The sequence below is a fragment of the Haloplanus sp. GDY1 genome (genome assembly GCF_023703775.1).
Classification (GTDB): Archaea; Halobacteriota; Halobacteria; order Halobacteriales; family Haloferacaceae; genus Haloplanus; species Haloplanus halophilus.
Genome location: NZ_CP098515.1, coordinates 117,331 through 130,760 on the forward strand (window position 1 = coordinate 117,331; position 13,430 = coordinate 130,760).

A 13,430-nucleotide genomic window follows, 5' to 3' on the forward strand; every position below is an offset into this window, starting at 1 on the left:
TACTGCGCTACTCGGCCTTCGGCCTGCGTTGCTCGTTGAGGAAGGGGACTTAGCGCCTGAAAACAATTAAAACGAATGGGTCCTCCAAGCGGTCCTGTTCAGATTAGTTGATTCCATGCGAAGGCGAACGATCTGAGCCACTCGTTTGCAGTTTCTGCTTCGGTATTGCTAAAACAGTTCGAGAAACTGGCAATTCTGCGCTTTACCTCACGAAAGACACGTTCGACGGCATTCCGATTGCCGTGGCGTTCGTATCTGCAATCGAGGCCGTGGCGTCGGCAAGCGTCGTTCAGCGGTTTCGCACTGTCGACGAGATCTGTCGGGAGTTGTGCCGGCGAGATCGTTGGCTTGTAGGACATCAGCGGTCGCTTCGTGATAACCGGACCTCTGACAGAGGTAGAGTGTTGGTTGATCAAATATTATCCTCTTTGACTGACTGAATAGGAAATTATCTACAAATAGTAACTAGGTGTGCTCTCGATGCCAAACCGATGGTGGTGTTCACAAAACTCGTACGGGTCCCTTTTGATCACTACTCCGTATATTAGGACGCGGCTATGGGGGGGCACCAAGGGGAACGTTGCCGCGTCCCACTAATACTGTTAGCAGGTGCTTAATAAGAGGTGTGGTAGCAGGTAGGGACTCTGTTAAATTTGCCTGAGTTGAGGTGCTAAGACTTCTTCCTCAACTAGCGACCGGAGTGAGTAGGAGGGAGGAATACAGCGCCACACCCTTCATCGACTCAATCGCACTGACAACACCTCGGCATACAGCGAACAGAAACTCCTGCCGAGCCTCATGACGTGGTGGAACAGCCTGAAACAAGTTCACTCGAGCGTCCTACAGAAAATCGTTCAGCGATTATACGACACCCTTTCGATGCTTCGCGGATGCAAAGAGAGCAGCTACTGCGTCGGGACACTCATATGGAAGGCACCGGACGAGTACTGCAGTTTCACCTACAGCCAATCCGGCTTCAAGCTCAAGAACACGAGCAGTCGGACGCGACTGTGGCTCTTGACACTCGGAGAAATCCCATTACCTTCCACCGTGACCTTCCCGATGTTGCCGATATCAAGATCGTCACGGTCAAGCGAGAACCCACCGCCAAGTGGTACGGTATCGTTGACGTCGAAACTCCGGATAACCCGGCGCAGAAGCCGAAGAATCTGCCGTGTTGAATAGCGGCTTCTGAGTCATAGTGAGACGGGACCGATCTTGAGACTACTCGCACCAACCACTAACAAGCCGACTCAAATTCTGGTTGGCTCGGCCAGCACCGCTATTCAACAGAGCAGAAGAATGCTGAGCAAGGCGTCGGTTTCGACGTGGGGATTCTCACATACGCTCACGATACGGACGGCACTACCGCTGAAACAGGAAGCCACTGCCTCAAGCGAGAACTATCAGGCTATTGATAGGGAGTGGTTCACAGTCAATTTTATCTGAGATGATTACTAGGTACAACATGGCAGCGAATACTGCCAGACAGGCTCGGTATGGTCTGTCATGTTTTGCATGCCTCCCCTTAGGGGAGGGAGGCTTTTCGTTGACTACGCTTCTGTGTAGTGATTGTACTTGTAACAAGGAGAGTTAACTCAGGATATCTGATTGTCGTGTCAAACTTTCACGATAAGATCTTGATCTCTCGATATAGATGGATTCCCATCGTTGAATAGGAGGGAGAGTGTTAAGTGCCACCAATGTCAGATGTTGTCAAGAACACAGATGCAACTCTATTTCTCAAGCCGGCGCAGATTGAGGCCATGCGTGACGCCGCTTATGAGGGACGCCACGGCCCTCGAAACGATGCGATCATCACACTAGTATACGACACGGGATTGCGTCGTACTGAGCTCACCAAGGTTGATCGTAACATGATTGACCTTGACGACGAGACGGTTCGTATCCCTGCAGGGATTCAGAATGACTATTCGAAAATCTCTCCCAAAACTATGACGTTGGAACTGGATCGAAGTGGTAATCTCTGCACGGTGCAGACACTCCGTGAATGGCTCTCGTCAAGAGGTGATTCATCATCAGCACTATTCCCGAGTCAAAGAACCTCTCGAATGTCCCCAAAGGCGATCAACGATGTTATTAACCGGTGTGCAGAACGCGCTGAGGTTCGCCCGTTTTCTGTTGAAGGACGTGGGATCCCTTCGGACGTGTCTCCACAGACACTTCGCCACAGTACTGCGTGGCGGATGCTCCGAGAAGAAGAGGGATACACACTCGATGACGTTCGCAACCGCCTACGATACACGACTCTTCTCGCAACCAAGAAAGAATATCGTCACTTTCAGACGCTTGAATGCAATCCTTCGTAGAGATCACCACATTTAATTTGATAGCGAAGTGCGCGTTTCCTGAACAATGACAAATAGAAAATCAGACACACAGAATGATAGAAAACCTGAATTTATGACTAAGGAGTCATCAATACCAAGTCTGCACCGCCGCACGATATTGAAATTTGCGGGAACGGGTACCGTGATCGGAGCTAGTGGGCTAGCTAGTGCTCAGAGTGGGGCTACGAACGACGGACGTGAGACATGGACCTTTTCAACGGATGGCGCCGTTCAGAGTTCACCAACTGTCGTAGATGATATGGTGTACGTTGGGAGTGATGATAATCATCTGTACGCACTAGACGCTTCTGATGGCACTAAGCAGTGGCGTTTTAATACGGGTGGGGCAATCTACTCTTCTCCAGCTGTAAGTGAAAGTACGGTCTATATTGCTAGTGAGACTGGTACTGTATTCGCACTTAATGCCGATGATGGCACACAAAAATGGCAATTTGAAACTGGACATGATATAAATTCATCACCAACAGTCTCTGCGGGAACAGTCTATATCGGATCCGGTGACAACAATGTCTATGCGCTCTCTACTTCCGATGGAAGTGAACAGTGGGATACCCCATTTTCGACAGATGGGGTTGTGGACTCATCTCCGACAGTTGTTGATGGGACCGTCTATATTGGGAGTAGTGACAACAATGTCTATGCGATTGATGCTGCAGAGGGTACTGAACAGTGGAAGTTTTCGACAGGACATTCAGTTATCTCATCACCAACGGTGGCTAATGGAACCGTGTACGTCGGAAGCTACGACAGGAATCTCTATGCAATTACTAATGGCTCTCAAAAGTGGAAAACAAACCTGGATTCCTCAGTATATACCTCTCCCACTGTAACTGACGATTCTGTATATGCAGCAGACTATTCGTTCGGTACCTTGTTCAAACTTGACACCGAAACTGGCAGCAGGACAGCAATTGCACCGGATGAGACGAGCAACCCCCTCATGTCCTCACCGACTGTTGCTAACGGTGTCGTCTATCTCGGAGATGGCGAAGGAGTGATTTATGCATTCGATCCAGACGAGAAAACATCCGATCAAATCAAACAGTGGCAGTTTGAAACGGGGAGCTTAATTGAATCATCACCAACCGTTGTTGATGGAACCGTTTATATTGGAAGTAACGATGGCTCTATCTACGCATTAGACACAGGGACATCAAGCTCAAGTACTGGAACGCGTGTCCAGTTAGGAACTCTCGGTCACCACTTTGCCGCGGCCGGTACGGATGATTCAACAGACCAACCCCCGCTTGCTGGACGTGAACAAAAGATCACGACTGCTGAGAAGATCGACAGTCGGTCTGTTCTTAGTGCTATTGAGTCTCTGTATGGCATCAAGCTTGACGGTGACAAGGAGATGATCAAGTCGACTATCGACGATCTCCAACAGGCCGTAATCGATGGGAAGCTTGATCGGCAGACGGCCGAGGAAGCGATCCAGCGGATGCAAGCACTAGAAGACGCCTCGCTATTGACGGTCCACCGTGTTGGTCCGAACACTCCAGACGATGCCGATTCAAATGGTGATATTAATATTGCCGAAGCAACTGCACGTCCAACTATTGCCACCGCATTCAAGCTCATTCTGATTGTTCTTACGCTGAAAATCCTTGCGCTGAGTAGTGTGGGAATAGTTGGTACCGCTGCTGTTAGTGCCTCTTTAGATTTCATAACAGGGGCAGTAGATAAGCTCTTGAGCACGATGATCGGATCTGATAGCGACGACGAGACTAATCTCAAAGTAGAAGCAAAACAAAAAGCACATGCAGAGGCTCAGGGGATTGTCCAGCAAATCAAAGATGGCACAATAGAGACTGGCCAAGCTTTGCTTGACACGATTGATACGGCCGTTGATAAATTAGTTGATATATTTGCGGATAGTATTCGTGCTAAAATTGAACTTGATGCTCCCAAAAGCGTCCTAATTCCTGGGACAGGATTACTTCTTGGAGCCGGGCCCTCTGTCTATGGTGCGCTACAGCGGGCGGATCAAGCATTTGGGGTGGAGGAATTGACATCAACAGGGCTTCGAGGTTCAACTGCGACTGCGACACAATCGATTTACGATGCACGGATATCTCTCGAGGAAAGTATCCAAGATGGTATCGATTATCTCAACGAGCTTGAAGCCTTTGCAGCAGACATCAATATTTGGGAAAGATCTCTTCAGTTCGCCCAAGAAGATGAGCCTCCGATTGAAGAGATTATAGACCTTATCCTCACCATTGGAGATACGCTTGCAAGTGGGATCATTGGTACTCTCGCAAGTCTGCGAACTGCTGTTGCCGGGTATACAATGATCGTGTATCTCAAACTGATGCACGGACGGCTGGCAACGGCAGCTATCGAAGGTCGGGAGGTGAATTATCTCAATGTCTGAAGTGCCCTCTCACGTTCCAGCGCTCAGAAACGCTATCGAAAACGAAGAGATTGATCGGGCTGCTGCGGCATACGAACAGCTGTCCCAAACGTCCCTTGAGACGCTGTTGAGCCAGCTTGAAACGGCAATAGATGCAGGTCGATATTCTGATGCTAGATTACTGTTTGACCAGATCGTTCGTCAGTATGATTCACTACGCTTGGAAAGTAACAGAATAACCGCCCGAGTGGAGGCTGCACAGGCCGCCGAGGACACGTCGTTTGAGACAGTTCAAGACTTCTCGGAGTATCTCCGTTCAGCCACTAAAACTGATGTGATTCGGTCAGAATTCCTCGCAAGTGTTAAAGGATTCATTGAGGCACAAACCGGGGACGGCACGCAATCCCCGCCAAAAGACCAATCAACTGTTCTGCAGACAATCCAGCAAACGCGCCAGCGAGAACAGAATCGCCAGCAACGCAAATCAACAGTCACATCAGAGATAGACAACCTCTCCGTTCCACCATCATTGGCCATTACGAATCTCAAGAAGGGAATGCAAGCTCCCAGGGCCGGAACTACCGTCAATCTGGACGTAACCGTCACGAATGTCGGGGACAGTCCCGTCAGTAGCATCAGCCTGTCGGTACGCCCCCCATCTGGGGTGACTACAAGTCAATCAAAGAGTAACATTGGCCAGTTGGGCGCAAGTAGTACCACGAGCAAATCTATCACGCTCACGGGGCAGTCTGCCGGCACGTATTCAATTCCCGTTGATGTGACCGGGAGCGAGGGGACACAGGCTTCAGAAGAGGTGACACTCTCTGTTATGAATGAATCATCACTACCACCGAATATCGAACAGTTCGATACGAACGGTGCCCCAGGAATCCAGGTGGACGAAGTCCAGAATGCCATCGCCGCGTTCAACAACGGCAAAATCGGAGCTGGTGTCGCACAAGATGTTATAGCGGTATTCAACAGGTGAATCGCCTCGGGGTCAAGCCCCGAGGCTTCCCGTTTCCACGACGCGCTTTGCAGACACCGAAGTGGTGTCCGTAGGGAGCGAAGTCTCCACGGGCGTCTCTTCGGGCAACCCAGCCCTAATTCAGAAAAGCCGCGTTGCCACACGTTCATCGACGCATTCGCATCCCGATCGGCCTCGAACCCGCACGCCGGGAAGGAATGTTCCCGCACCCGGATTGGCTTCGCTGTCTCCACACCACACGACGCGCACTTTTTTGTGGTGCCCCTCGCTTCAACCTACTTGACGTGACAGCCGTACAGGTCGGCCTTGTATTCGAGCAAAGTGATGAACTGTCGCCACGCCGCATCCTGCTTGTTCCGAGCGTTAGGCGACTGCTCCAACATTCCCTTCACGTCCAAGTCTTCCACGAATACCGCGTCGTACTCGCGGACGAGCCACGTCGATAGTTTGTGCTTAGTCCAGCACTTTCCGACGGATGTGACGCTTGACCATAGCGACCTCTCGGCGTTGTTTCTCCCAGTTGTTCGACCCCTCTTGTTTCCGCGACAACTTCCGTTGCTCGCGCCGAAGACGCTCGTACTCGTCTTCGAAATCAAGCCAATCCACGGTCGTCCCGTTCGAGGTGTAAATGTAGTTCAGGATACCAATGTCAACACCGACGCTGTTGCTCGCATCCAGTGAGTCCACGTCGGGTTTCTCTGGGAGATCGGCGTCCTCGGTTTCGAGGCCGACGGAGACGAACCACTCGCCGGTCGTCCCCTTCTTGATTGTGACCCTTTGATGGACGCTGTATCTGTGATTTCGCGGTAGTCGCGGATTTTGATATCTCCCATTTTGGAGAGTCAGAATGTCGCGTGTCGGCTACTCGTGTTTTTGAGTTCGAAGCCGGACTGCGAGTACGTCATACTCTGGAACTCCCTCGGAGACCTCCACTTGAGCTTCCCGACCTTTCGACCGTTCTGTTTCTGCTCGGAGAGTCGGTTAAGATTCTGGTAGAACCGTGTGACGGTTCGTTGCAGAGCCTTCGAGTTGACGTCCGAGACTAGGGGGAACTGGTTTTTCCAGCCGGGGAATCGGTAGTGATGTTTGTACGCCGAGCCGATGTCTTAAGCGTCAACGTATTCGTACCCGTAGAGGGTGAGTTGTACGCTTGACGATGAATGTCGATATGGGATTCCAGTCGCGCCGCTACCGCTTGCGTCGGGTATGCGGGGTAGCGTTGACTCGTGTGGTTCGGCGAAGCTTGTTCGATCGACACGCCACGCGCTCGGGCCTTGTACTACAACGTACTCAGCTTTGCACGTTAAGCGTCCGCAGTTGAGTACATGAAGAGGTGGTCGATCTCTTCCATGAGGTCATCGATGCCACGATCATCGTTGTCCCGAACCCATGAGAGAAGGTTGTAGACGGCCTCTTTCAGAGAGTGTTTGAGGTTCGCTCGAAGCGATGACGCCTTCGAGCGAACCGTCCCCAAAGCGCTCGGCTCAGGATCAAGAGGACGAGACTGTAGGCAGCCAAGCCGAGATCCTGCTTCGAGTCCTCGAAGAACGTCTCGATGTGCCACCGCATCCCGTAGGAGCGAATCACGTGCACAGTCGATGCCTCTATCTTGTTCGTGGCGAGATACTTGAGCGAAACCTCTTCGTCTTCGTCGGTCTCTTTCTCGGCGATAACCAGCTTCGCGTTTCCCAGCTGGGAGACAGGACGCTTCTTCGTCCAGATGTAGTAGGTGTCGTCATCGACATCACGCTCGTCCATGTCGATGCACTTTGCCACGCATCGACTCGGAGTTCTTCGCCGGCATACGTCACCTTGCAATTGCTCCGGAGCGGGGCGATCCAGTCCTTGTCGTAGGCTTTGATGTGTTCGGGAAGGCCAGAGTCGTGAGCGAACCACGAGTCGAAGAGGTAGATGTCCGCAGGCACACCTACCTCTTCTTCGAGTTCGGTGACGATCTCGCGGGCGAGATCGTACTTGGTGTCGTGGTCTTGGTCGTTCTCGTCTTGCTGTTCGTAGAGGCGGAAGGTGAGCGGATAGGCTGTTTTGTCGTCAGCGTAGAGGGCGTAGATGAGGTCTTGACTCCATACAGTGTCGCCTTCAGCGTGATCGTAGAACTGGCCGACGCCGGGGACGAAGTCCCCGGCTTTCTCGGTGATAGTGTCGTCGAGGATGATGTAGCCGTTCTTCGACCAGCGCGTTTCACCGTGTTTCTGAAGCTCTTCGAGGCGTTCGTGGTTGAACTGCTGTTCGTCCCAGTCGTACTCGGTGAGGAACTTGTTGAGGGCGCGTTTGCCGCTGGCTGGAAGAACTTCGCGTGCGGTATCCGTTACGATCTTGTTGCTGGCCGCAACAAGACAGGTAGCGTAGGTTTTCGCGTGACGACGTTGGGCCGATGACAGCGAGTTGAACTCGTCGAACAGGCGCGTACACGACAAGAAATCCGCGATCGGCATCATCCGTCTTTGCTACCGCCTACGTCACGCTCCCACTTCACGTGCAAAGCTGAGTAACGTAGATCACATTGCCAACAACTGCTATGAGCGTGGAAATCTGTACGCGTACATGGGTATGTTTTTGTCGCAGGCGTAGTCCTAGCATACCATATGCAGGCGCTGGTGGTTCGCGTATGGAGCTGATTGATGATAGTGGTCGTGTCTTTGGCCGGGTAAATGTCATTGACGCGCTCGTCGTGCTGATAATCATCGCAGTGGTCAGCGCCGGGATCGTGTTCGTCTTTACCGATGACTCAGCGGCTCCAGAGACAAAAACAACGTACGCAACACTTGATATGGGTGTCCAAGAGCCATATCTCGTTGAGGAGATCTCAGCGGGCGATACGTATGAGCCCAGTGAGACTTCAACGTTGCGTGTAACTGATGTCCACCTCACCCCTCACGAGGATGGTACCCGCGTTTTTCTTCGTGTTGCAATCAAAGGCGAATTGAATGAACAAGGAAGTATCATTTATCAAGGAGCACCCCCTCGACTTGGACGCTCGCTAAGTCTCATAACCGATCGGTATGAAATAAGTGGTCGAATCCGTGATGTCGGCGAGAGTGATGCAATCACTACTGCACAACAGACTGTTGTCCTTTCGACTCGAATGGCTGCTACTGACGCGAGAACCGTCACCCCTGGGGATGAAGTACGGGTCGGTGGCCGGGTAGTAGCGCGTATTGAAAACGTGACAACATATACTACAAAAGACCCGAATCAGCGACAACTGTTTGTTGCTGTAACGGTTGATGCACATCGCCAGCAGAATAACCTTCGATTTGGTGGACAGCCGCTTCGACGTGGTCAGTCTCTCACTCTTCCGACGGGAGAGTATGTACTTAACGGGCACATCGAACAGGTGGGGGGCAAATTCGACTTAGGAGAGACCACAACGCGTAATGTGACACTCCAGGTTGGAGAGATACGAAAGGACTTTGCGTCGGTTATTGAGGAAGGAATGGTAGAGCGTACCGGTGACACGACAGTTGCTCGAATTACTGAAGTTGTTGAAGTAGAACCATCGCTGATCATCGTTACCGGCAGTGAAGAGGCGAGTGTGGCGGTTGTTGACCACCCGGTGAAGCGTGATGTAACGCTCCGGACCGAACTACAATTACGTGAAACGCCGAGTGGACTTGCGTTCAAAGGCGAACAGATCCGACAGGGGTCAGAAGTGGTCTTGAATCTTGGAACGATCACACTTGAAGCCACCGTCATTGCCGTTGAAGAGTGATATATCAGACAACAAATGATTGAAAGTTTGTTGAATCTCTGGATCGATGTTCCAGATAGAGGTAGCCAGAGAACATCGTGTGACAACACGTAGTTCAAACGAAACCACCGCTGAGAATTAGGCTGAAACAGAATGGGTGATAGCGTCAAATCAACGACCGAGAGCGGACGAGTCTCGACAGTGTACCAAGCAGTCCAGGAGTCATATTTCGCTGCCAGTCTACAGGGGATTACGGCAACCGTACAGAACTCCACGATATATCGATGGTTAACGACAGAACCGGAGCCTGAAGTGATTGTAATTGATCTTCGAGAGACCTGGACCGTGGCACCAGTGCTCTGGTTCCTCAATGTAATTTTTGATCGAGTTAGGCCTGCACTCAGCGACTCACGTGCAGCAACGGCTATACGATGGGGAAGTCGATACCTCTATCAACTCCCCGCTGTCGTTGGAGGTTTGGGACTTATTACCGCAGGACTAGTTGCTAGTTTGTTTATCGTGCTACGTGGTGGACTTCAACCCATCCGGTTGATTCTCGCTGCTACTGCGGTCATTGGTGGAATCCTTGCAACTCGAGATCGTCGTAGTTGGATGGACTTCCGAGAGACACGACTCGTGACATTGCTCATTACCGTACTGGAACCTCCCGATCCGACTGAGCCAGAGAATGTGTCTAACTCAGTGGAATGTGCTGAGCACTCGGAGAACACCACAGCAGATTACCAAGAAGAGTCTAAGCAGAGAGCAGAAGCGACCAATACTGATGAAGAGGAGTAATTCTCAACGACCTCTGGATGTCAGAGTCGTTGACGGTACGCGATATACCCGTATAGATGAGCGCTGAGAGATTGAAGACCAGATAGAGATCCATTTCCAACCGCCGAACACAGACTGCGCTGATCAACTCTCCAGAGCGATCATCACTAACACACACAGCAACAGCGTCTTCACTCGACAGTTACGCTCTTCGCGAGATTGCGCGGTTTATCGATCGGACGGTCTTTCTCGTTTGCAACATGGTATGCAAACAGTTGGAGCGCAACGTTGGCGACAAGTGGTTCAAGCGGACCACACGCTGGGATCTCAAATGTGGTGTCGGCCGCAGTTGTCGTCACAGTATCACTAGTGACCCCAATTACAGGTGCTCCACGGGATTCAACCTCTTTGACGTTGTGAACGGTCTTTTCAGCTTCGGCCTCGTCAGTGAGGATCGCGATCACAGGTGTCTCCGACGTTACGAGAGCGAGCGGGCCGTGTTTCAGTTCACCAGCAGCGAACCCCTCTGCGTGATCGTAGGAGATCTCCTTGAGCTTAAGTGCGCTTTCGAGTGCAACAGGATACCCAGCCTGCCGTCCGATATAGAAGAACGCCTCGCTGTCGGCGTACGTCTCGGCGGCGTGTTCAATCACAGATTCTCGGTCAAGCACCTGTTGGACGGCACCAGGCAGGTTCCGCAGGCTTTCGAGGAGCTCAGTTGCGGCCTGAGATGTGAGTGCATTTCGAACCTGCCCTAAATGCACTGCGAAGAGCGTTGCAGTCGCAACCTGAGAGACGAACGTCTTGGTCGCGGCGACACCGATCTCCGGGCCGGCACGAATAAAGATGGTATCGTCCGCATCACGCGTGACGGTACTCCCGAGCGTATTCGTTAACGCGAGCGTACGTGCACCAGAACGGGAGGCATCTCGGAGTGCGGAGAGCGTATCTGCTGTTTCACCGCTCTGGGTGATGGCAAGCACAAGTGTTCGCCACGGATCACGATCTCCGGTGAACGCATATTCACTTGCCAAATGTACCGTCACTCGGACGTCTGCGTGCGTTTCGAGAAGTGCCTTTGCGTACAGTCCAGCGTGATACGAGGTGCCGCAGGCAACGATCTGTATCTCGTCGACCGACCGGAGATACTCCTCGGGCAGCGCCACGTCAAGATCGACACTAGTCGCAAGCTCATCGATCCGCCCCGAGATTGCCTGCCGGAGCGCGCGTGGCTGTTCGTGGATCTCCTTGAGCATATAGTGCTCGTAGCCGCTCTTCCCAGCTGCCTCAGCGTCCCAGTCCAGCGTTTCCGTCTCACGCTCAATCCGCTCCCCGTCGTTGTAGATCGTGACCTCGTCTGTAGTAATCCGAGCAATATCGCCTGATTCGAGATACGTCACGCGGTTCGTATGCTCAATAAACGCGGTAGCGTCACTGCCGATAAACGTCGCGTCATCGCTATGTCCGAGTAAGATCGGACTATCCTCGCGTGCGACGACGATCCCTTCGTGACCTGCCGCCGTCACAGCAATCGCGTAACTGCCCTCAAGCTCATGAGTCGTCCGTTGGACTGCACTCAAAAGCGAGATTCCGTCGTGGAGATGTCTTTCGATCAGGTGAGGGATCACTTCGGTGTCGGTCTCACTCTCGAAAACGTGGGTCTCGCTGAGATCAGCTTTCAGCGCCTCGTAATTCTCGATGATACCATTGTGGACGACTGCGACCTCGCCAGTACAGTCTGTGTGTGGATGGGCGTTCGTTTCGGTCGGCTCGCCGTGCGTACTCCAGCGTGTGTGACCAATCCCGGCTGTCGTGCCCTCCGCGCGTGGCGCCGTGAGTTCATTGACCTGTCCTTCGGTCTTGGCGATGGTGACTGTATCGTCAGCGAGGGCGATCCCCGCCGAGTCATACCCTCGATATTCGAGGTTTTTGAGTCCTTGGTGGACGATGCGCCCTGTCTCATCTGGGCCGATATAGCCAATGATTCCACACATACGTGATTACCCCCGCTGGACGTGACTGTCGTCGTCGACGCGGCCCGACACGTAGGTCCCGCCCCCCAGCGTGGCGCCGTTCCCGACGATCGTTCCAGGGGAGATCGTGACGTTGCCGCCACCGGCCACGTTGTCACCGAGCAATGCCCCGAGAATGACATCTCGATGGAACGTCTCGTCAAGCACAACATCGGTTTGTCCACCCTCAATCGTGGTGTTCGGGCCGAGTGTTGTGTTCGAACCGACAATGCAGTCCGTCACGACTGCCCCACGCTTGAGTGTCACATCAGATAAAAGAATCGTATTTTCCACGATTGCACCGGCGCCGATACTGACGTTGTCGCCGAGACTGACACCACGCAAGACCGCTGCTTGGGGATGTATCACAACATCGTCGCCGATAACAGTTTGGTTGGCGACGACGGCCGAGGCGTCGATGGTGATGCTTCGACCCGCCGTCTCCGGTGTTCGCTCCGTTCCGAGAAGCGTACTGTTGACCGTCAGGAGGTCCCACGGCTTCGAGACATCCAGCCACGTTCCCTGATAGCGAACTGCTTCGAGCCGCCGGTCGTCGATATAGGAGGTGAGTGCGTCGGTGAGGGCCTGTTCGCCGTGGGTGTCGGTGCGGCGGATCGCAGCGAAGATTTCGGGACCGAAGGCGTAGACACCAGCGTTGATATAATTCGATGTCGTGCGGTCGGGATGTGGCCGTTCGTCAAGCCCAACGACGGTCTGTCCGTCAAGCTCGACAACGCCATACCGACTCGGTGCCTCAACACGGGTGATTGCCATCACCGGATCAGTCGTCTCTTGCTGTCGGTCAATGACTGCCTCAATAAGCTCCGCGTCGATGATCCGATCACCGTTTAACGCGATGAACGACTCGCCGAGGTGCGATTCCGCCTGCAAGAGAGCGTGACCCGTACCGAGTTGGGGCTCCTGAACGACGTAGGTAATGTCAATATTTCGGTAAGTGTTGCCGATGTGGTTCTGGATACGTTCACGGTTTGCGCCGACAACACAGATCACCTCTGAGAGTACAGTCTGGCTGAGCGCATTGAAAATATGTTCGAGAATCGGACGGTTCGCGACGGGAAGCATCGGCTTCGGACGGTTTTCTGTGAGCGGCCAGAGCCGCCGTCCCTTCCCCGCCGCGAGTACAACTGCCTTCATACACCCTGGTTTTCGTCGGTAGACATAGGCCTTTGGCAGATGCGCTGGGACTCTGCAGATC

At 52.8% G+C, this 13,430-nt stretch carries 6 protein-coding genes and 4 pseudogenes; 5 read left to right on the top strand and 5 right to left on the bottom strand.

What is annotated here, in order from left to right; all coding sequences use genetic code 11:
• Nucleotides 1-98: 98 nt before the first annotated feature.
• A pseudogene (locus NBT67_RS16605) lies at nt 99-314 on the bottom strand (IS6 family transposase); the annotation flags it as partial.
• Nucleotides 315-717: 403 nt separating this feature from the next.
• Here NBT67_RS16605 and NBT67_RS16610 point away from each other — a divergent pair.
• From NBT67_RS16610 to NBT67_RS16625, 4 genes and pseudogenes are all read left to right on the top strand, one after another.
• Nucleotides 718-1,166: pseudogene (locus NBT67_RS16610) on the top strand (RNA-guided endonuclease TnpB family protein); the annotation flags it as partial.
• Nucleotides 1,167-1,703: 537 nt separating this feature from the next.
• Nucleotides 1,704-2,330, top strand: a complete 627-nt coding sequence (locus tag NBT67_RS16615; protein WP_256474721.1) for a tyrosine-type recombinase/integrase — start codon at nt 1,704-1,706, stop codon at nt 2,328-2,330.
• Between the two features lie 46 nt (nt 2,331-2,376).
• Nucleotides 2,377-4,749, top strand: a complete 2,373-nt coding sequence (locus tag NBT67_RS16620; RefSeq protein ID WP_251344429.1) for an outer membrane protein assembly factor BamB family protein — start codon at nt 2,377-2,379, stop codon at nt 4,747-4,749.
• Complete coding sequence (locus NBT67_RS16625; protein WP_251344430.1) at nt 4,742-5,716, top strand: COG1361 family protein; 975 nt, start codon at nt 4,742-4,744, stop codon at nt 5,714-5,716. The genes NBT67_RS16620 and NBT67_RS16625 overlap by 8 nt, the downstream gene beginning before the upstream one ends.
• Nucleotides 5,717-5,728: 12 nt before the next feature.
• On the opposite strand, the pseudogene NBT67_RS16630 reads toward NBT67_RS16625, so the two are convergent.
• Both NBT67_RS16630 and NBT67_RS16635 read right to left on the bottom strand, forming a co-directional pair.
• Nucleotides 5,729-6,968 (bottom strand): annotated as a pseudogene (locus NBT67_RS16630) (RNA-guided endonuclease InsQ/TnpB family protein).
• A gap of 38 nt (nt 6,969-7,006) precedes the next feature.
• Nucleotides 7,007-8,172: pseudogene (locus NBT67_RS16635) on the bottom strand (IS701 family transposase).
• A gap of 170 nt (nt 8,173-8,342) precedes the next feature.
• On the opposite strand from NBT67_RS16635, the gene NBT67_RS16640 reads away from it, so the two are divergent.
• Complete coding sequence (locus tag NBT67_RS16640; protein WP_251344431.1) at nt 8,343-9,446, top strand: DUF4330 family protein; 1,104 nt, start codon at nt 8,343-8,345, stop codon at nt 9,444-9,446.
• A gap of 947 nt (nt 9,447-10,393) precedes the next feature.
• Here the strand turns inward: NBT67_RS16640 and glmS are convergent.
• Together glmS and NBT67_RS16650 are read right to left on the bottom strand one after the other, a co-directional pair.
• Nucleotides 10,394-12,196 carry a glutamine--fructose-6-phosphate transaminase (isomerizing) gene (gene glmS / locus NBT67_RS16645; RefSeq protein WP_251344432.1) on the bottom strand — a complete coding sequence of 601 codons (1,803 nt, stop codon included), beginning with the start codon at nt 12,194-12,196 and terminating at the stop codon, nt 10,394-10,396.
• 6 nt (nt 12,197-12,202) lie between these two features.
• A complete protein-coding gene (locus tag NBT67_RS16650; RefSeq protein WP_251344433.1) occupies nt 12,203-13,369 on the bottom strand; it encodes a sugar phosphate nucleotidyltransferase in 1,167 nt (388 codons plus the stop codon).
• Between the last annotated feature and the right edge of the window lie 61 nt (nt 13,370-13,430).

Bases quoted from the DNA above. Each gene is read 5' to 3' on its own strand.
- NBT67_RS16615 (WP_256474721.1), top strand. From the start codon at position 1,704: ATGTCAGATGTTGTCAAGAACACAGATGCAACTCTATTTCTCAAGCCG.
- NBT67_RS16620 (WP_251344429.1), top strand. From the start codon at position 2,377: ATGACAAATAGAAAATCAGACACACAGAATGATAGAAAACCTGAATTT.
- NBT67_RS16625 (WP_251344430.1), top strand. From the start codon at position 4,742: ATGTCTGAAGTGCCCTCTCACGTTCCAGCGCTCAGAAACGCTATCGAA.
- NBT67_RS16640 (WP_251344431.1), top strand. From the start codon at position 8,343: ATGGAGCTGATTGATGATAGTGGTCGTGTCTTTGGCCGGGTAAATGTC.
- glmS (WP_251344432.1), bottom strand. From the start codon at position 12,196: ATGTGTGGAATCATTGGCTATATCGGCCCAGATGAGACAGGGCGCATC.
- NBT67_RS16650 (WP_251344433.1), bottom strand. From the start codon at position 13,369: ATGAAGGCAGTTGTACTCGCGGCGGGGAAGGGACGGCGGCTCTGGCCG.